Here is an 18,612-nt window from a genome sequence, read left to right on the forward strand (position 1 = left end):
TGTCAGTTCTCCCGCTGCTGTGTCGTGCCCGTCGGACCGGGACGTACCGGGTTCCCCGGCCGGAGGCGGCAGCACGACGCGCCCCGGGAAGGGGCGCGGGCCGGAGAGCGCGGTGGACAGTGTCCCTCGGAGCTGACAACGTTGTCCAGGCTCTATGCTCGACGCCACATCCTCATACAACCCCATGGACCGACTGCAACGACGTGGACGGCGCAGCCCCATGGACAACAGGACAGGACACCGCATCGTGCCCGAGACCGCCGCCCCCCGAGGAGACCGCCTCGCAGAGCGCCACGCCGCAGCTCGCTACGGCAACCGTCCGACCATGAAGGACGTGGCCGCGCGTGCCGGAGTGGGGCTGAAGACGGTCTCGCGCGTCGTCAACGGTGAGCCGGGGGTCACCGCGGACACCGAGCGCCGGGTGCAGGAGGCGATCGAGGCTCTGGGCTTCCGGCGCAACGACAGCGCTCGGGTGCTGCGCAAGGGCCGTACCGCCAGCATCGGCCTGGTTCTGGAGGACCTCGCGGACCCCTTCTACGGTCCGCTCAGCCGCGCGGTGGAGGAGGTGGCGCGCGCCCACGGCGCCCTGCTGATCAATGGCTCCAGCGCGGAGGACCCGGACCGCGAGCAGGAGCTGGTGCTCGCGCTGTGCGCCCGCCGCGTGGACGGGCTCGTGGTCATTCCCGCCGGCGACGACCACCGCTATCTGGAACCGGAGCTCAGGGCGGGTGTCGCCACGGTGTTCGTGGACCGTCCCGCGGGGCAGATCGACGCAGACGTGGTGCTCTCGGACAACTTCGGTGGTGCCCGTGACGGCGTCGCCCACCTCATAGCGCACGGCCACCGCCGGATCGGCTTCATCGGCGACATGCCCCGCATCCACACCGCCGCCGAACGTCTGCGCGGCTACCGCACGGCCATGGCGGACGCCGGTATACCGGTGACGGACTCCTGGACGTCTCTGGGGGTCACGGATCCGCAGCGGGTGCGGCGGGCGGCCGAGGAGATGCTGTCCGGCGCCGAGCCGGTCACCGCGATCTTCGCGGGCAACAACCGGGTGACGGTCACCGTCGTACGGGTCCTCGCCGAGCGCTCCCGTCCGGTCGCCCTGGTCGGCTTCGACGACTTCGAGCTGGCGGACCTGCTCCAGCCGGGCGTCACGGTGGTCGCCCAGGACGCGGCCCAGCTGGGGCGCACCGCCGCCGAGCGCCTCTTCAGCCAGCTGGACGGCACCCTCCTCACTCCGGAGCGCACCGAACTGCCGACCCGGCTGATCACCCGCGGCTCGGGCGAGCTGCCCCCGGCGGACTGAGCCGCGCGTGGAGGGCCGCACACTGGAGGAGCTCGGCCTGGACGTGGCTCCGCGCGACGAACCGCTGAGCTATCCCGGGGCCTGGCCACAGGAGTCCGGGCTCCTCGCGGGCGATCGGATGGTGCCGCTGGCCCCTCCCTCGCTCTCGACTTCGCTCCATCGGGGGGATCCGCCCGCCGCCTTCGAGGGCCGTGTCCCCGTGCTCGCAGTCGGCTCGAACGCCTGCCCGGGGCAACTCCGCCACAAGATGGCCGAGTCCGGCATCACCTCGCCCATTCCCATGGTGAAGGCGCGCGTCACCGGCCTGGATGTCGGGGTGTCGGCGCATGTGAGCCTCATGGGGTATGTGTCGGCGTCGCCGTTCAAGGCCCGCGGAACCGTACGGGAGTTGTTCGTGACCTGGCTCGACGCCGAGCAGCTCGCGGTCGTCGACGCGAGCGAGGGGGTCGCCTCGCCCACGGGGGCGTACGACCGCGCCTGGCTGCCGTCGTGCGACGTACGGGTGGAGCCCGAGCTCGACTGCGGACGGCCCCTTACGGGCGCGTACGTGTACGTCAACCGCCGTGGTGTCCTGCGCGACGGGGACCACGCTCCGCGACGGCACGGGGACCAACGCTCCTTGCTCGCCGAACTCCTCGCTTCGACACCTCGGTTGAGGGAGCTGTTCGGCGTCACTCCCGAGGAGTTCTGCGCCCGAGCCCGCTTCGACCGGCGGCTGTGCGCCCGGGGCACCCGGCTGTTCGCCGAGGAGAAGCTGGTGGTCCCCTCCGGGCTGGAGCGGTACGTGAGGTGAGTCGGCGCGTGCGGTGTGCGGTGGGGACACCTGGAAGTAGGTGGTGCCCTGGTTGAGGACGCCCGCCTCGGTGCCGGACGCCGTGTACGACGTGGCGGTGGAACGATGCGACAGGGCCGCTACATGCCCGAGAGCGTCGCGTCCGCCCCTCGTGGTGTCGCGAAGTGTTCCAGGTCGGCCCGGGTCAGCCCGTCGGTCGCCCCGGCCACCTCGTCGACGTCCAGCGCGCCGCAGTCCAGCCCGCGCAGCAGGTAGCCGCTGAGTGCCTTGGCCGTCGCCGGCTCGTCCATCACATCTCCGCCGGCACGGTTGGCATACCGGGCCAGGCGCTCGGCGGCCTGCTCGTAGCCCTCGCGGTAGAAGGCGAACACGGCGGCGTACCGGGTGGGGAGATGGCCGGGGTGCATGTCCCAGCCCTGGTAGTAGGCGCGGGTGAGTGCGCGGCGGGTGAGGCCGTAGTGCAGCCGCCAGGCGGCGTGGACCTTTTCGCTCGTGCCGACGGGCAGCACGTTGGTGGAGCCGTCGCAGACGCGGACGCCCGTGCCCGCCGCCGCGACCTGCATGATCGCCTTGGCGTGGTCGGCGGCCGGGTGGTCGCTGGCCTGGTACGCCGCCGAGACGCCGAGGCAGGCGCTGTAGTCGAAGGTGCCGTAGTGCAGTCCGGTGGCGCGGCCCTCGGCGGCCTGGATCATGCGGGCCACGGTCGCGGTGCCGTCGGCGGCGAGGATGGACTGGCTGGTCTCGATCTGGATCTCGAAGCCGATCCGGCCGGGCACGACAGCGCAGGCCTTCTCGAAGGCCTCCAACAGCCGCACCATGGCGGTGACCTGCTCGGCGTACGTCACCTTCGGCAGGGTGAGGACCAGCCCGTCGGGCAGTCCCCCGGCCTCCAGCAGGCCGGTGAGGAAGATGTCGAGCGTGCGGATGCCCCGGTCACGGACGGGCGCCTCCATGCACTTCATCCGGATGCCCATGTACGGGGCCGCCGTGCCCGCGGCGTACGCCTGCGCGATCAGGCGGGCCGCGCGGGCCGCCGTCTCGTCCTCCTCGGCGTCGGGGCGCGAGCCGTAGCCGTCCTCGAAGTCGACGCGCAGGTCCTCGACGGGTTCGCGCTCCAGCTTGGCGCGGACCCGGTCGTGGACCGGCTCGGCGAGTTCGTCGGCGAGACCGAGTACGGTCGCGAAGGAGGCGGCGTCCGGGGCGTGTGCGTCGAGGGCGGCGAGGGCCCGGTCGCCCCAGGAGCGCATCGTGTCCGCGGCGAACACGTCCGCGGGCACGTAGACGGTGTGGACGGGCTGGCGGGTGCCGGGGTCGCCGGGGTAGCGGCGCGCGAGTTCGGCGTCGACGGGGGCGAGGGAGGCGCCGATCTCCTCGCTGACGGCACTCGTGAGACTCGTCGCCACGTGCTCGTGTCGGCCCTGCCCCATGCCACAGCCTCCCGGATTCCACTTCACGGAATCAGCAATCCGTATGGCGAAGCTATCCGGCCTGCTTCCCGCGGGTCAACACCCCTCCGGCGCCGTCCGGTGTGTGATCCGCCATGATCACAGCAGTCCCGCCCCTGTCTTCCGTACTGCTGTACACACCCTTCATCCTGACTCCCAAGGGGAGGAGATCGCGTGCCGAACGACGCACGAGTGACGCGCCGCCAGGGTCTGCGGACCGCGGCGGCCGCCGCCATCGCCGTGCCACTGCTCACCACGGCGGGATCCACACTGCCCGCCGCGGCCGGCGAACATGCGGGAGCACTGAGCGTCATGACGTTCAACGTGCGCTTCGCGACCGTCGTCGACAGCACACCGCGCTGGTCCGTGCGCCGCCCGGTGATGCGGGAGCTGCTGCGCCGCGAGCGCCCGCACATCATCGGCACGCAGGAGGGTCTCTACCAGCAACTGCGCATGATCGAGAAGGATCTCGGCGGACACTACGACTGGATCGGCACCGGACGCGGGGGCGGCAGCAAGGACGAGTTCATGGCGATCTTCTACGACACCAGACGCCTGGCACCGATCGAGTTCGACCACTTCTGGCTATCGGGCACCCCGTATGTGATCGCCTCGAACACCTGGGGCGCGGACTGGCTGCGTATGGTGACATGGGTCCGCTTCAGCGATCTGAGCGACGGGGGCCGGGAGTTCTACGTCCTCAACACCCATCTGGACAGCGTGAGCCAGTACGCGCGCGAGCGCTCCGCACAGCTGATAGGCGAGACGATCGCCGGGTTCGACCGCGACTTACCGGTGATCGTGACCGGTGACTTCAACGTGGCGGCCCACCGCAACCGCGTCTACGACCTGATGCTGGACGCCGGGCTCGTGGACACGTGGGACGCCGCGGGGGCGCGGAGCCCGGGGTACGGGACCTACCACGGCTATCGGAAGCTGGTGCCCGACGGCAGGCGTATCGACTGGATCCTGACCACCCCCGGAGTCACCACGCACTGGGCGGCCATGAACACCTTCACCCTGAACGGCCAGTACCCGAGCGACCATCTGCCCGTGCAGGCCTCGCTCACTCTCGGCTGAGCGGCCGTACGGAACACGCCGAGGCTCCCGTGGCCGTCCAGCTGTGCGGACGGCCACGGGAGCCTCGTACGTCAGAAGGCGGAGACCCGCGGGCGCTCAGCCCTTGCGGGCCTTGACCTCCTCGGTCAGCTGAGGGACGACGTCGAACAGGTCGCCGACGACGCCGTAGTCGACCAGGTCGAAGATCGGGGCCTCGGAGTCCTTGTTGATCGCCACGATCGTCTTCGAGGTCTGCATGCCCGCGCGGTGCTGGATCGCGCCGGAGATGCCGGAGGCGATGTAGAGCTGCGGGGACACGCTCTTGCCGGTCTGGCCGACCTGGCTGGAGTGCGGGTACCAGCCGGCGTCCACCGCGGCGCGCGAGGCGCCCACGGCCGCGCCGAGGGAGTCGGCCAGGGCCTCGACGACCGCGAAGTTCTCCGCGCCGCCCACGCCACGGCCGCCGGAGACCACGATCGCGGCCTCGGTCAGCTCCGGACGCCCGGTCGACTCACGCGGCGTGCGCCCGGTGATCTTCGTGCCGGTGGCCTGCTCCGAGAAGGACACGGCGAGGGCCTCGACCGCACCCGCGGCCGGGGCGGCCTCCACGGCCGCGCTGTTGGCCTTGACGGTGATGACCGGGGCGCCCTTGGCGACACGGGACTTGGTGGTGAACGACGCGGCGAACACGGACTGCGTGGCCACCGGGCCCTCGTCGGACGCCTCCAGGTCGACGGCGTCGGTGATGATGCCCGAACCGATGCGCAGCGCCAGGCGGGCGGCGATCTCCTTGCCCTCGGCGGAGGAGGGCACCAGGACGGCGGCCGGGGAGACGGCCTCGCAGGCGGCCTGGAGGGCGTCCACCTTCGGGACGACCAGGTAGTCGGCGTACTCGGCGGCGTCGTGGGTGAGGACCCGGGTCGCGCCGTGCTCGGCGAGCGTGGCGGCGGTGTCGGCGGCACCCGCGCCGAGGGCGACGGCGACCGGCTCGCCGATGCGGCGGGCCAGGGTCAGCAGCTCCAGGGTGGGCTTGCGGACGGCGCCGTCCACGTGGTCGACGTAGACGAGGACTTCAGCCATGGGACTTCTTCTCTCCTGCTTGCGAAGTGTGCGGGGCGGTAAGCGACTGCCGGGCCGTCAGATGACCTTCTGGCCCGCGAGGCTGCATCAAATGAATTTGCGCTCCGCGAGAAAGGCAGCGAGCTGCTTGCCGCCCTCGCCCTCGTCCTTGACGATCGTGCCGGCGGTGCGCGCCGGACGCTCGGCCGCGGAGTCGACGGCCGTGTAGGCGCCCTCCAGACCGACCTCCCCGGCCTCGATGTCCAGGTCCTCCAGGTCCCAGGAGGTCACCGGCTTCTTCTTGGCCGCCATGATGCCCTTGAAGGACGGGTAACGCGCCTCACCCGACTGGTCGGTGACCGACACGACCGCCGGAAGGGACGCCTGAAGCTGTTCCGAAGCGGTGTCGCCGTCACGGCGGCCCTTGACCGTGCCGTCCTCGACCGACACCTCCGACAGCAGGGTCACCTGCGGCACGCCCAGGCGCTCGGCGACCAGCGCCGGCACGACACCCATGGTGCCGTCGGTGGACGCCATGCCGGAGATCACCAGGTCGTAGCCGGCCTTCTCGATCGCCTTGGCCAGCACCAGGGAGGTGCCGATGGCGTCGGTGCCGTGCAGGTCGTCGTCCTCGACGTGGATGGCCTTGTCGGCGCCCATGGACAGCGCCTTGCGGAGCGCGTCCTTGGCGTCCTCGGGGCCGATGGTGAGCACGGTGATCTCCGCGTCGTCGGCGTTCTCGGCGATCTGCAGCGCCTGCTCGACCGCGTACTCGTCGAGCTCCGAGAGCAGACCGTCCACGTCGTCACGGTCGACGGTCAGGTCATCGGCGAAGTGCCGGTCGCCAGTGGCGTCGGGCACGTACTTCACAGTGACAACGATCCTCAAGCTCACGCCGGCTCTCCTACTGCATCGTCATTTCCGGGCTGCCTTCCTGCAGGCAGCATAGGCGCCTGAAGCGGCAGGTCCCGGTCGGGGCGACCCGCGCTCCGACCGAAATATTACTCGCCAGTACGCACTTCTACGTTCCCGCAGTTGTTCCCCCTAAGCAAGCGCTTTGAACTGTGACCTTGACAACGCTGCGTAATCAGGCGGGAATCCACGGGACACGTCGGTCAGTCGCGCAGACCGTTGAAACGGCCCTGGTGGTAGAGCAGCGGGCGGCCGGCGCCCGACGGATCACCGAGAACGACCTCGGCGAGGACGATGCGGTGGTCCGCCGCGGGCACCCGCGCCACCACGCGGCAGACGAGCCAGGCGAGCACGTCGTCCAGCACGGGAACACCCTCCGCTCCGGTACGCCATTCGGTGGGCGCGCCGAAGCGGTCGGCGCCGCTGCGGGCGAAGGTGGCGGCCAGCTCCTGCTGATGCTCGCCGAGTATGTGCACGCCGACGTGGCCCGCCCGGGAGATCACGGGCCAGCTGGAGGCTCCGGTGCTGATGCCGAAGGAGAGCAGCGGGGGCTCGGCGGAGACCGAGGTGAGCGAGGTGGCGGTGAAGCCGACGGGCGTGTCGCCGTCCTGCGCCGTGATCACGGCGACTCCGGCCGCGTGTCGCCGGAAGACGGAGCGGAGCAGGTCGGAGGAGGCGAGCCGATGAGTACCGAGACGGGGGCCGGCGGTCATGGAGTTGTCCTTCTACAGTGAGGCGACGTGAGGGTCCGTGGCTGCTCAAGAGCCCGGACAGCGCGCGCTCGCCGTCCGGGCGAGGTCCACGTGGACGCGCTCGAAGAGAAGGAGTTCCGGGGGCATACGGCCAGGCTGGCGATAGGTGATGGGTACAGTCAAGTGCGCCCACATCCGGGAGGCGGGATGCCGTCGGCGGCTCACACGGCCTCGCCGAGCGCCGCGATGACGTCCGCCCTGCGTGGCTGGCCGGTGGCGCGCCGGACGATGCGGCCGTCCGCGTCGAGCACGAGCACGGTGGGGGTCTTGAGGATGTCGAGGCGGCGTACGAGGTCGAGGTGCCGCTCGGCGTCGATCTCCACATGGGAGACTCCGGGGACCATCCCGGCGACCTCGGTGAGCACCCGCCGGGTGGCCCGGCAGGGCGCGCAGAAGGCGCTGGAGAACTGAACGAGCGTGGCCCGTTCTCCGAGCCCCTCCCCCAGCTCCGCCGCGCCGAGCCGCTCGTCGCCGTCTCGCACACGCACCCTGCCTCTCCGTCTCTCCCGCTGCGCCGCCACTGGGGCGCTCCGTGGCCGCTCGCCGCGACGAGAACCGCCACGGAAGCCCGCCAGTGGGGCCATCGTCTGCTTCAGCATGCACGGGACTGCGGAGATTCCCGGTCCCGGGAAGCGTTTCCGCCGCCGAGAGCTTGATTCACTCGCGGCGCCCGGGGCGGCTCGCCATGCCGCCTCAACGCCATGATCGGGTACTGTTTGACGTGCGAAATGTCCCTGTTCATCCGATGAGTGATGGTGCGTACGAAGGGACGGCGGGCAGCACAGGAGCTGTTCGGTCGAGCGACGTGACGAGGATCTCGCCGTTCGCCGGCACCAGGGCTGGTTCCCCGCCGTTTCTTGGGGCACCATCTGCGAGATGCCGTAAACCTACGGCTGCGTAACTTCCCGCCGGGAGTGCCTTCCCTGGCAGAGAGAAGGGTCCACTCCGTCCCATGGCTGAGCTTGTCTACCGTCCCGCCATCGGCCTCGCCCTCACGTTGTTCAAGGCTTGGGATCTGAAGATCGACTGCAGGGGCTCGGAGAACATCCCGCGGTCGGGCGGGGCCGTGCTGGTGAGCAATCACATCAGCTATCTGGACTTCATCTTCGACGGCCTGGCCGCACTGCCGCAGAAGCGGCTGGTGCGCTTCATGGCGAAGGAGTCGGTCTTCCGGCACAAGATCTCCGGCCCCCTGATGCGCGGAATGAAGCACATCCCCGTGGACCGCAACCAGGGCGAGGCGGCGTACGCGCACGCGCTGGACTCGCTGAAGTCCGGCGAGGTCGTGGGCATCTTCCCCGAGGCCACCATCTCCCGCTCCTTCACCCTGAAGAGCTTCAAGTCGGGTGCCGCCCGGCTGGCCCAGGAGGCGGGCGTCCCCATCGTCCCGGTGGCGCTGTGGGGCACACAGCGGCTGTGGACCAAGGGACACCCGCGCAACTTCAGGCGCAGCCACACCCCGATCACGATCCGCGTCGGCGAGGCGATCGAGGCCTCCAAGGACAAGTACGCGGGCGCCATCACCCGGCAGGTGCGGGAGCGCGTCCAGGAGTTGCTGGAGGCCGCCCAGCGCGCCTACCCCGTACGGCCCAAGGGCCCGGACGACACATGGTGGATGCCCGCGCACCTGGGCGGCACGGCCCCGACGCCCGAAGAGGTCCGCGCGGCCGACGCCCACTGACGCCGTCAGGGGTTCCCGTACGGCGACGCAGCGCCGGGCCGATCAGTGGCTGACCGCCGCGGCGGTGGCGGGTCCCCCACCGGGCACGGTCGTGTCACGATGTTCGCGGCTCATGGACGGTGATGCGCGCCCCGGCGCTGCATTTCTCCAGCAGTTCGGCGAGTTCCGCACCTGCCGCCTCGACGTCGGCGACCGGCATCGGCGCCAGGCTCTCCAGCAGGAAGAGCGCCGAGGTGGTCTCCTCGGTGAGCCTTGTGCGCGGACCCTGGCGCCAGTTCCAGCGGCGGCAGGTCACGCCCGTCTCGTCGTGCCACACCACCTCCCCGGCGTCGGGGTGCTCGATGACCTCCTCGCCGCCGGCGACCGTCACGAAGTCCTCCTGCCCCGTCGCGCGGACGAGGTTCATCCCGCCCTGGATGCGGTCGAGGTCCTCCCCGCCCACCGGGATCAGGTGGGCCACGCTGATCGCGTTGTAGAGGTCGACCAGCAGGTTGATCCGGGGCAGGCCCCCGTCGGACAGCGCCCGCCTGGCCAGCGCCTCGGCGGAGTTGCGGGTGCGCGACGGCTTGGAGCCGAAGGCCGAGTACACCTCGCGCCAGGCCGCCATGTGCGGGTCCTCGTGCGGGGCGCGACCGTCCAGACGTACGGCGAGCCGGCGGGCCGCGTCGTCGAGGAGGGCCGCGCTCTCCTCGGTGGTGGGCCCGTTCACGAGTCCGTGCGCCTCGATCATCACATGCGTGAAGCCGGGCGCGAGGGCGCGCACGTCGTCGGACACGGTCAGGGTGAGAGTCATCGCCTGCCTCACAGTGCGGTGGGGAGCGTCTTCCAGAGGTGTGGCCGGTCGGGAGCAGCCTTGAGGACACTCAGTACCGCCGGGTGCGGTTTAGCGTACAGGACCGGATAGTCCACCTCATTGGACTTCAGGTCGGGTACGAAGGCCAGTCGCTCGCCCTTGAGGGAGAACTGCGCGTCCACCCCCGGCTTGTTGCCCCGCGGATCCTGGCGGTGCCAGGCGCCGTTGAAGCGCACGGCGACCAGGCCGTGCACCTCCTCGAACTTCTGGTAGCAGAGGGCGGTCGGGATGTCCTCGGCCCGCAGCAGCGCGGCCAGCGCATGAGCCTTGGCGTAGCAGATACCCGTGCCCTGCTCCAGGACGTCGGAGGCCCGCCAGGTGACACGGAGGTCCCCCGAGTCCTGCGAGTGCGAAATGGCGTCCCGAACGAACTCGAACGCGGCTCGCGCATAGGCATACGAGTCCTCGACCTCGCGAGCGAGCCGCGCGGCCGTCTCCCGCACGACGGGGTGATGGTGGTCAATGACGTCGTCGGCGGCAAGATACGCGGACAAGTCGGATGTTTCCTGGATCAGCTGCATACCCGTAGAGCATAGAAAGACGATCACCCGAGAGTCAATGACTTTTCGGGTGACCGTATATCTATGCAGAGCATCCGTGCAGGGAGCCCTGCGGCCCCTATCGGGCCATCTCCTCCTTGAGCGCCGCCACGAACCCGTCCACGTCCTCCTCGGTCGTGTCGAACGCGCACATCCAGCGGACGTCGCCGACCGCCTCGTCCCAGAAGTAGAAGCGGTAGCGCCTCTGCAGCCGTTCGCTCACGTCGTGCGGCAGGCGCGCGAAGACCGCGTTGGCCTGCACCGGCTGGAGGATCTCCACCCCGTGCACCGCGCGCACGCCCTCGGCGAGCCGCTGGGCCATCTCGTTGGCGTGCCGGGCGTTGCGCAGCCAGAGGTCCTTGGCGAGCAGGGCCTCCAGCTGCACCGAGACGAAGCGCATCTTGGAGGCGAGCTGCATGGACAGCTTGCGCAGGTGCTTCATGTGGCTGACGGCGTCCTGGTTGATCACGACGACCGCCTCACCGAACAAGGCGCCGTTCTTCGTCCCGCCCAGGGAGAGGATGTCGACGCCGACGGCGTTGGTGAACGTACGCATGGGGACGTTCAGCGAGGCCGCCGCGTTGGCCAGCCGGGAGCCGTCCACGTGTACCCGCATGCCGCGTGCGTGGGCGTGCTCGCAGATCGCACGGATCTCGTCGGGCGTGTAGACGGTGCCCAGTTCGGTGTTCTGGGCGATCGAGACGACCTGCGGCATCGCGCGGTGCTCGTCCTCCCAGCCGTACGCCTGCCGGTCGATCAGCTCGGGGGTGAGCTTGCCGTCGGGTGTCGGGACGGTGAGCAGCTTCAGCCCGCCGACCCGCTCGGGCGCCCCGCACTCGTCGACGTTGATGTGGGCGCTCTCCGCACAGATCACCGCGCCCCACCGGTCGGTGACCGCCTGGAGCGCGACGACGTTGGCGCCCGTGCCGTTGAAGACCGGGAACACCTCCGCAGTCGCTCCGAAGTGACTGCGGATCAGCCGCTGGAGGTTGTCGGTGTACGCGTCCTCGCCGTAGGCGACCTGGTGCCCGCCGTTGGCCAGGGCCAGGGCGGCGAGCACCTCGGGGTGGGCCCCCGCGTAGTTGTCGCTGGCGAAGCCGCGGACCTCCGGGTCGTGGTGGCGCCGCGCGTCGGTCTTCGGAGGGTTCACGGCTTCTCGGTCAGCCACAGACGGTTTCCGTTCACTTCGGCGGCGGGCTTGTCCCAGACGCCGACGATGGCCTCGGCGAGGTCCTTGACGTCCGTGAAGCCCGCGAACTTCGCGTGGGGGCGCTCGGCGCGCATCGCGTCGTGCACCAACGCCTTCACGACCAGGATCGCAGCCGCGGAGGTGGGCCCCTCGGCCCCCTCCGCCTTCCCTGCCTTGCGGAAGTAGTCGGCCAGCGCCAGCGTCCACGCCTCGGCCGCGGCCTTGGCGGCGGCATAGGCGGCGTTGCCCGCGGTGGGCCTGCTCGCGCCCGCGGCGCTGATCAGGACGTACCGGCCCCGGTCGCTGCGCTGCAGCGCCTCGTGGAAGGCGAGGGAGGTGTGCTGCACCGTGCGGACGAGCAGCAGTTCCAGCAGGTCCCAGTCGTCGAGGCTCGTCCTGGTGAAGGTCTCGCTGCCGCGCCAGCCGCCGACGAGGTGGACCAGGCCGTCGACACGCCCGAAGTCCTTCTCGACATGGGCGGCCCAGTCGAGCGTGGACTGCCGGTCGAGCAGGTCGACCGTGTCGCCGATGACGGTGGCGCCGCCGTACGCGTAACGCGCCGCGTCCACGGCCTCCGCCAGCCGCTCCGGGTCGTTGTCGGAGCCGATGACGACCGCTCCCGCGTCGGCGAGCCGCATCAGTGTCGCCCGGCCCGCGGGTCCGCCCGCACCGGCCACCGCGATCACCGCGCCGCTCAGTGCCCCGTTCCTGTTGGTCATCGTCGCCTCCTGAGCCGGCTGAGCGTTCTCGGTACGGGTGGCGCTCACGCGGCGACCCGCTGGGTGCTCTCCGCGGTGATACCCCGGGTCGAGGCGATCACATGCCGCAGCTTCTTGGAAAGAGCCTCATAGAACATGCTCAGCGGAAACTCGTCCGGAAGCACGTCGTCGACGAGCTTCCGCGGGGGCTGGGTCAGGTCCAGGGCGTCCGGGCCCTTGGCCCAGCGGGAGCCCGGGTGCGGGGCGAGGTAGGTGGAGACCAGCTCGTACCCGGCGAACCAGTGCACGAGCTTGGGGCGGTCGATGCCGTCGCGGTACAGCTGCTCGATCTCGGCGCACAGCCGGTTGGTGACCTGGGGGGCGCGCTGCCAGTCGATGGAGAGCTTGTTGTCGGTCCAGCGGACGACGTCGTGCTTGTGCAGGTAGGCGAACAGAAGCTGACCGCCGAGGCCGTCGTAGTTGCGGACACGGTCACCGGTGACAGGGAAGCGGAACATACGGTCGAACAGCACCGCGTACTGCACGTCACGGCCCTGGGAGAAGCCGTCGGCCTCCAGCTTCACGGCCTCCCTGAAGGCGGTGAGATCGCACCGCAGCTCCTCCAGGCCGTACATCCAGAAGGGCTGCCGCTGCTTGATCATGAACGGGTCGAAGGGCAGGTCGCCGTGGCTGTGGGTACGGTCGTGGACCATGTCCCACAGGACGAACGCCTGCTGGCAGCGGTCCTGGTCGGAGACCATCTCGCGAATGTCGTCGGGCAGTTCGAGCCCCAGGATGTCGACGGCGGCCTCCGTGACACGGCGGAAGCGGGCGGCCTCGCGGTCGCAGAAGATACCGCCCCAGGAGAAACGTTCCGGCGCCTGGCGCACGGCAATGGTCTCCGGGAAGAGGACGGCCGAGTTGGTGTCGTAGCCGGCGGTGAAGTCCTCGAAGGTGATGCCGCAGAACAGCGGGTTGTCGTAGCGGGTGCGCTCCAGTTCGGCCAGCCAGTCCGGCCACACCATGCGCAGGACGACGGCCTCCAGGTTGCGGTCCGGGTTGCCGTTCTGCGTGTACATCGGGAAGACGACCAGGTGCTGGAGGCCGTCCTCGCGGTGGGCCGCGGGCTGGAAGGCCAGCAGCGAGTCGAGGAAGTCGGGCACGGCGAAGCCTTCATCGGCCCAGCGGCGCAGGTCCTTCACGAGTGCCTGGTGGTAGGCCGCGTCGTGCGGCAGGAGCGGCGAGAGTTCCTCGACGGCGTCGACGACCCGGCGTACGGCCAGTTCGGCGTCCGAGGGGTCCGGAGCACCCTCGGCTCCGAAGTCGATGGAGCCGTCCTTGGCCTGCCATGGCCGGATTTGCTCCACGGCATCCTTGAGCACGGGCCAGGCTGGGTGATCCACCACCTTGCCCACAGGAGGAACCTTCCCTTCCACGCCTGCCTGCACAAGAATTTCCGTCATAACCCATCCTCCACGGGAGAACCTCGCGTAGGGACACCGTATGCAGGGCCGGATCATTCCCGCAAGACCGGCCAGCAGGAAGTCATCCTGCGCCAGCCCGCATTTACCGGCAATTTTCCTGTCGGAATCGGATCGGGCAACGACTTCCGCTCCGCTCGTCCGATCGGACGCACCCGTCGAGTGCAGTCGTGTGACGGGAGTCAAGCGCTCACCGGACTCGCCCACCCCGGAGTGACCGAATCCTTGCGGTCACCGAGGGAACCTTCCTGTTCTCCGGCGCCCTACGCCTCCACGAGCCCGTGCACGACCGGACACATCACACGTCCAGGCGACTACGCTGCGGCCTTGCCGCGTGAAGCGCTCCCTTCCGGCCACGCGGCCCGAGCCGCCGTCGACGGAAGCGAGTCAACCTTGAACTTCCTCACCATCGGTCATCGCGGAATCATGGGTGTCGAGCCCGAGAACACCCTCCGTTCCTTCGTCGCCGCGCAGCAGGCCGGCCTCGACCTCATCGAACTCGACCTCCACCTGAGCAAGGACGGCGCCCTCGTCGTCATGCACGACGCCGACGTGGACCGTACGACGGACGGCACCGGGGCCATCGCCGACAAGACCCTCGCCGAGCTGCGCGCCCTGGACGCCGGCCGCGGTGAGCGCATCCCGACGTTCGAGGAGGTCCTGGACGCGGTGAAGGCCCCGCTCCAGGCCGAGATCAAGGACGTGGCGGCGGCGCGGGCGCTCGCGGAGGTGATGCACCACCGTGACCTGGTCTCGCGCGTGGAGGTGCTGTCCTTCCACGACGAGGCGCTCGCCGAGACCAGCCGCCTCGTCCCGGGTGTGCGGACCGCGCTGGTGGCCAGCCGCTACGGCACGGACGTCGTGAAGCGCGCCACCGCGGTCGGCGCGGCCACGCTCGTCCTGAACATCCGGCGGCTCACGCTGGAGGTCGTCGAGCACGCCCGCAAGGCCGACCTCAGGATCATCGGCTGGGTGGTCAACACGCAGGACCACCTGCGGCTGGTGCGCGCGCTGGAGCTGGACGGCGCGACGACCGACTACCCGGAGATCAAGCGCACGGGCCGCTTCACGGCGTAACGGTCCTGGGGTTCTGCCCCGGCCGGCCCAGTTCCTTGACCAGAAGCTCGAACTGCAGATCGTCGCGCTGGGGGACACCGAACCGCTCGTCGCCGTACGGGAAGGGGGTCATCCGTCCCGTACGGCGGTAGCCGCGCCGCTCGTACCAGGCGATGAGGTCGCCGCGCACGGAGATCACGGTCATGTGCATCTCCTGGGCGCCCCAGGTCTCGCGCACGGTCCGTTCGGCCTCCGCGATGATCACCTTGCCGAGCCCGGCACCCTGGAGCGGCGGGCTGACGGCGAACATCCCGAAGTAGGCGTGGTCGCCGCGGTGTTCGAGCTGGCAGCAGGCGACAACGGTGCCGTCGCGCTCGACGGTCAGCAGACGGCTGTCGGGCGACTTGATGACGGCGAGCACGCCCTCGGGGTCGGTGCGCTGCCCCTCCAGGATGTCCGCCTCGGTGGTCCAGCCGACGCGGCTGGAGTCCCCGCGGTACGCCGACTCGATCAGCGCGACGAGGGCGTCCACATCGGCGTCGGTCGCTTCGCGGAAGGTCAGGCCGTCGGCGGTGTCCATGGGTCGGCTCCTGGGGCGGTCGGTGGTGCGGCGCGGGCACCGTTGAGGGTATCCCCGCGCCCACTACGCTCCGCACGTATGGTCCACGTACTGAGCAGCCGCATCCTCCTGCGCCCCACCGACCCCGACCGCTCCCGCGCCTTCTACGGCGGGCGACTGGGCCTTCCCGTCTACCGCGAGTTCGGCACGGGCCCCGAGCGCGGCACCGTGTACTTCCTCGGCGGCGGTTTCCTGGAGGTCGCGGGCCGGTCCGACACTCCGCCGTCACCCGCGCTGAAGCTGTGGCTCCAGGTCGCGGACGTGACGGGAGCGTACGAGGAGCTGCGGGCCGCCGGGGTCGAGGTGCTCCGGCCGCCGGTGCGGGAGCCCTGGGGGCTGGTCGAGATGTGGATCGCGGACCCGGACGGCACGGAGATCGTGCTCGTCGAGGTGCCCGCGGACCATCCGCTGCGCTACCGGCCGGGGATCTGAGCCCCGGCAACGATCCGAGGGTACGCGGGCCGCACGGCACCACCAGTGGCCTCAGCGTGCCGGAAGGGCCGTCCAACCGCCCAGCACCGCCCTCTGGTAGGCGAGCTGCCTTCCACACGCCCCCGCGTACACCCTTGCGCTCGCGTACGCACCGCGCGCTCCGGGCATGCCCTGACCGTCTGTCCGACACCGTCGAGGGGGAGGTGCGCGGTGCACGGAGCGGTTGCTCCCGGCTGGCTGCTGGTCGCGCTGTGCGCGGCGGCCGGCGTCGCTTGCCTGCTGCGGACGCGCAGCCCCGTCGAGGAGCAGCGCCGCACCGCGGGCGACGAGGCGCTCATGGGCTTCGGCATGGCCGCGATGGCCGTGCCGACAGCGGTCCTGGCCCCGCCGCGCTGGGCCTGGCTGGCGTACGCGGCCGTGTTCGGCGCGGCGGCGCTGCGCGCCCTGTGGGCGGCCCGGACGAGCCCGCCCCATCTGCACCACGCGGTGGGCGCGCTGGCGATGGTCTACACGGCGGCAGTGATGGCCGTCGCACCCGGAGCCCATGGCGGGCACGGCCCCTCGGGAGTACCTCTGGTGACGGGTGCGCTCCTGTTGTACTTCACCGCGTACGTCCTGTGGGCCGGGGTCCGGCTGATACCGGTGGCGGCTGTCGCCGGAGGCGGACGTTCCGCGGGGGCCATGGGCTGGAGCGACCGGCCCGAGGTGGCGCGAGCCTGTCGGCTGTCGATGGGCATCGCCATGCTCGCCATGCTGCTGGCGCTGTGACGAGCACCCCCAGAACAGCCCGCCCCAGGACAAGCGTCCCGGGCGAGGTCGTCGGCCTTGGGCGGTGCGAAACGTGGTCTGCGTCACTTTGCCACCCGCGGCCATGTCCCCGCGGGCCGCGTCACTCATAGGCTTCGCCCCATGATGGTCCCCGCGGCACTGATGCTGCTCGGCGCCCTGACCGCTGTCGTCGCCCCGCGGCTGCTCGCCCGGGCCGACTGGCCGGACCGCGAACCGGTGGTCGCCCTCTGGATGTGGCAATGCGTGGTCGTCGCCGTGCTGCTGTGCTGCGCGCTGTCGATGACGCTGAGCGCGGCCGCCGCGTGGGCGGCCGTGCGGGGCCATGTGTTCGCGCCGGCACCGCACGAGGTCGTGGAGGCGTACGCGCTGAGCACGGGTAACCCGTGGGCCGCTACGACCGCCGTGGCGCTGGCGTTCGGTGGTCTGTGGACCGCGGCGATGCTGGTGCGCGAGGTCGTACGGGCGCGGCGGCGCCGTCGGCAACGACGGGTCGAACTCCTGGTGCGCGCCCCGCTGTTGCCGGGCGAGGAGCCCGGTCCGGAGCGTCTCGTCGTCCTGGAGGGCGAGCGCCCCGACGCCTGGTGGCTCCCGGGGGCGGCCCCCCAACTGGTCATCACGACGGCCGCGTTGCGGCGTCTGAAGGGCCGCCAGCTGGACGCCGTCCTCGCACACGAGCAGGGGCACGCACGGGCGCGGCACGACTGGCTGCTGCACTGCTCCGCCGCGCTCGCGAACGGGTTTCCGCAGGTGCCCGTGTTCGCCGCGTTCCGTGACGAGATGCACCGTCTGGTCGAGCTCGCCGCCGACGACATGGCCTCGCGCCGCTTCGGCCGCCTCACGATCGCCCTCGCGCTCGTCGGGCTCAACGAGGACCGGGGGGTCTTCGGCCCTTGTCCGACCCCGGAAGCTCATGTCCCGCAGCGCGTCCAGCGGCTGCTCACTCCCCCGGACCGGCTCACCGCGGCCCGGCGGTTGCGTCTGACGGCGGCCGCGGCGCTGGTGCCGGTGATCCCGCTGCTGGTGACGTTCGTACCGGGGCTGCGGGCGCTCGGCTGAGCGGCCTTGGGCAAGTCCCGGTCATTTCCGGGTGGTTGCCGGGCCTCACCGGATCGGGTCGGACGAAGGACAACGAACCAACCGGACGACATGGTTCCCTTCGCGTCACGTGAGGGGAACCTCACGCCCCGGAGTTCGCTTCCGACCCCCCTGGTCGGCGAGGATCACTTCATGCACCCCGTGGCCGTCGACTCACCGCCCCGCTCCCCCGGCACCCGGACCGTCGTGCGCACCGCCGGCGCCCTCGCCCTGCCCTCCGTGCTGCTCCTGCTGCTGGTGACCGCCTCCTGGCAGCCGCTCATGTCGCTGGACGGCGACATCGCGCGCACCACGCACGGCTGGGCGGTCGACGAGCCGGGCGTCACCCAGGTGTTCCGCATCCTGACGGACTGGGTGTGGGACCCGCTCACGATGCGGGTCATCGCCGCGGTCGCCGTCGTGTGGCTGGTGTGGAGGCGGTCGGCCCGGATGCTCGCCCTCTGGGTGGCGGTGACCTGCGCACTGGGCACCCTGGTGCAGCAGGGCATGAAGGCCGCGGTCGGCCGGGAGCGGCCCGTGTGGCCCGACCCCGTGGACTCGGCCCACTACGCGGCGTTCCCGTCGGGCCACGCCATGACCGCCACGGTGGTGTGCGGCCTGGTGCTGTGGCTGCTGCATCTGTACGGCGCCGGGCGCGTCCTGTGGCGGACGGCCGTCACCGTGTCCGTGGTCTCCGTCGTGGGGGTCGGTCTGAGCCGGATCTGGCTGGGCGTGCACTGGCCGTCGGACGTGCTGGGCGGCTGGCTGCTGGGGGCGCTCACGGTGGTGCTGGCGATGTGGTCGTACGAGAAGTGGCATGGCGCGTGGCGTTCTTGACCTTTTCGCCGCCCGGCACGAAGGATCCTCGT

At 70.7% G+C, this 18,612-nt stretch carries 19 protein-coding genes and 1 pseudogene; 9 read left to right on the top strand and 11 right to left on the bottom strand.

What is annotated here, in order from left to right; genetic code table 11:
• Positions 1 to 220 precede the first annotated feature (220 nt).
• Both IE262_RS03120 and IE262_RS03125 read left to right on the top strand, forming a co-directional pair.
• Positions 221 to 1,312: a LacI family DNA-binding transcriptional regulator gene (locus IE262_RS03120; RefSeq protein WP_373304963.1), complete on the top strand. Its 1,092-nt coding sequence runs from the start codon at positions 221 to 223 to the stop codon at positions 1,310 to 1,312.
• 7 nt (positions 1,313 to 1,319) lie between these two features.
• Positions 1,320 to 2,105 carry a hypothetical protein gene (locus IE262_RS03125; RefSeq protein ID WP_189871076.1) on the top strand — a complete coding sequence of 262 codons (786 nt, stop codon included), beginning with the start codon at positions 1,320 to 1,322 and terminating at the stop codon, positions 2,103 to 2,105.
• A gap of 119 nt (positions 2,106 to 2,224) precedes the next feature.
• On the opposite strand, the gene IE262_RS03130 is transcribed toward IE262_RS03125, so the two are convergent.
• Positions 2,225 to 3,532, bottom strand: a complete 1,308-nt coding sequence (locus IE262_RS03130) for a DUF6986 family protein (RefSeq protein ID WP_134030522.1) — start codon at positions 3,530 to 3,532, stop codon at positions 2,225 to 2,227.
• Positions 3,533 to 3,724: 192 nt separating this feature from the next.
• On the opposite strand from IE262_RS03130, the gene IE262_RS03135 reads away from it, so the two are divergent.
• Positions 3,725 to 4,630, top strand: coding sequence for an endonuclease/exonuclease/phosphatase family protein (locus IE262_RS03135; RefSeq protein ID WP_189871078.1), 906 nt, complete (start codon positions 3,725 to 3,727; stop codon positions 4,628 to 4,630).
• A 96-nt stretch (positions 4,631 to 4,726) separates the two neighbouring features.
• Here IE262_RS03135 and IE262_RS03140 read toward each other — a convergent pair whose 3' ends face one another.
• From IE262_RS03140 to IE262_RS03155, 4 genes and pseudogenes are all read right to left on the bottom strand, one after another.
• On the bottom strand, positions 4,727 to 5,689 hold the full coding sequence (locus IE262_RS03140) for an electron transfer flavoprotein subunit alpha/FixB family protein (RefSeq protein ID WP_134030529.1): 963 nt from the start codon (positions 5,687 to 5,689) through the stop codon (positions 4,727 to 4,729).
• A gap of 87 nt (positions 5,690 to 5,776) precedes the next feature.
• Complete coding sequence (locus tag IE262_RS03145) at positions 5,777 to 6,562, bottom strand: electron transfer flavoprotein subunit beta/FixA family protein (RefSeq protein ID WP_189871080.1); 786 nt, start codon at positions 6,560 to 6,562, stop codon at positions 5,777 to 5,779.
• Positions 6,563 to 6,783: 221 nt separating this feature from the next.
• Complete coding sequence (locus tag IE262_RS03150) at positions 6,784 to 7,293, bottom strand: flavin reductase family protein (protein ID WP_189871082.1); 510 nt, start codon at positions 7,291 to 7,293, stop codon at positions 6,784 to 6,786.
• Positions 7,294 to 7,493: 200 nt separating this feature from the next.
• Positions 7,494 to 7,894: pseudogene (locus IE262_RS03155) on the bottom strand (TlpA family protein disulfide reductase).
• Positions 7,895 to 8,284: 390 nt separating this feature from the next.
• Here IE262_RS03155 and IE262_RS03160 point away from each other — a divergent pair.
• Complete coding sequence (locus IE262_RS03160; RefSeq protein ID WP_134030541.1) at positions 8,285 to 9,013, top strand: lysophospholipid acyltransferase family protein; 729 nt, start codon at positions 8,285 to 8,287, stop codon at positions 9,011 to 9,013.
• A gap of 94 nt (positions 9,014 to 9,107) precedes the next feature.
• Here the strand turns inward: IE262_RS03160 and IE262_RS03165 are convergent, their stop codons facing one another.
• From IE262_RS03165 to IE262_RS03185, 5 genes are all read right to left on the bottom strand, one after another.
• Complete coding sequence (locus tag IE262_RS03165) at positions 9,108 to 9,806, bottom strand: B3/B4 domain-containing protein (protein ID WP_189871084.1); 699 nt, start codon at positions 9,804 to 9,806, stop codon at positions 9,108 to 9,110.
• Between the two features lie 8 nt (positions 9,807 to 9,814).
• A complete protein-coding gene (locus tag IE262_RS03170; protein ID WP_189871085.1) occupies positions 9,815 to 10,387 on the bottom strand; it encodes a transglutaminase domain-containing protein in 573 nt (190 codons plus the stop codon).
• 97 nt (positions 10,388 to 10,484) lie between these two features.
• Complete coding sequence (locus tag IE262_RS03175; RefSeq protein ID WP_189871087.1) at positions 10,485 to 11,555, bottom strand: threonine aldolase family protein; 1,071 nt, start codon at positions 11,553 to 11,555, stop codon at positions 10,485 to 10,487.
• Complete coding sequence (locus IE262_RS03180; RefSeq protein WP_134030554.1) at positions 11,552 to 12,313, bottom strand: SDR family NAD(P)-dependent oxidoreductase; 762 nt, start codon at positions 12,311 to 12,313, stop codon at positions 11,552 to 11,554. Before IE262_RS03180 ends, IE262_RS03175 begins: the two co-directional genes overlap by 4 nt.
• Positions 12,314 to 12,357: 44 nt before the next feature.
• Positions 12,358 to 13,755: a DUF6421 family protein gene (locus IE262_RS03185; RefSeq protein WP_189871090.1), complete on the bottom strand. Its 1,398-nt coding sequence runs from the start codon at positions 13,753 to 13,755 to the stop codon at positions 12,358 to 12,360.
• Between the two features lie 411 nt (positions 13,756 to 14,166).
• Here IE262_RS03185 and IE262_RS03190 point away from each other — a divergent pair, with 411 nt between their 5' ends.
• Positions 14,167 to 14,850 (top strand): glycerophosphodiester phosphodiesterase, encoded by a 684-nt coding sequence (locus IE262_RS03190; RefSeq protein WP_189871092.1) that lies wholly within the window; start codon positions 14,167 to 14,169, stop codon positions 14,848 to 14,850.
• On the opposite strand, the gene IE262_RS03195 is transcribed toward IE262_RS03190, so the two are convergent.
• The gene (locus IE262_RS03195; RefSeq protein WP_189871094.1) at positions 14,840 to 15,409 is read right to left on the bottom strand and encodes a GNAT family N-acetyltransferase; all 570 of its coding nucleotides are present in this window, start codon (positions 15,407 to 15,409) and stop codon (positions 14,840 to 14,842) included. The genes IE262_RS03190 and IE262_RS03195 overlap by 11 nt on opposite strands.
• 78 nt (positions 15,410 to 15,487) lie before the next feature.
• Between IE262_RS03195 and IE262_RS03200 the strand changes: the two genes are divergently transcribed.
• The 4 genes from IE262_RS03200 to IE262_RS03215 all read left to right on the top strand — a co-directional run bounded on the left by IE262_RS03200 (position 15,488) and on the right by IE262_RS03215 (position 18,580).
• The gene (locus IE262_RS03200) at positions 15,488 to 15,880 is read left to right on the top strand and encodes a VOC family protein (RefSeq protein WP_134030567.1); all 393 of its coding nucleotides are present in this window, start codon (positions 15,488 to 15,490) and stop codon (positions 15,878 to 15,880) included.
• Between the two features lie 210 nt (positions 15,881 to 16,090).
• A complete protein-coding gene (locus IE262_RS03205) occupies positions 16,091 to 16,648 on the top strand; it encodes a DUF5134 domain-containing protein (protein WP_134030570.1) in 558 nt (185 codons plus the stop codon).
• Positions 16,649 to 16,789: 141 nt separating this feature from the next.
• Positions 16,790 to 17,725, top strand: coding sequence for a M56 family metallopeptidase (locus IE262_RS03210; protein WP_189871096.1), 936 nt, complete (start codon positions 16,790 to 16,792; stop codon positions 17,723 to 17,725).
• A gap of 171 nt (positions 17,726 to 17,896) precedes the next feature.
• Positions 17,897 to 18,580 (top strand): phosphatase PAP2 family protein, encoded by a 684-nt coding sequence (locus IE262_RS03215; RefSeq protein ID WP_189871098.1) that lies wholly within the window; start codon positions 17,897 to 17,899, stop codon positions 18,578 to 18,580.
• The last annotated feature ends 32 nt before the right edge of the window (positions 18,581 to 18,612 follow it).

The sequence above is a fragment of the Streptomyces bluensis genome (assembly GCF_014650715.1).
Taxonomy (GTDB): domain Bacteria; phylum Actinomycetota; class Actinomycetes; order Streptomycetales; family Streptomycetaceae; genus Streptomyces; species Streptomyces bluensis.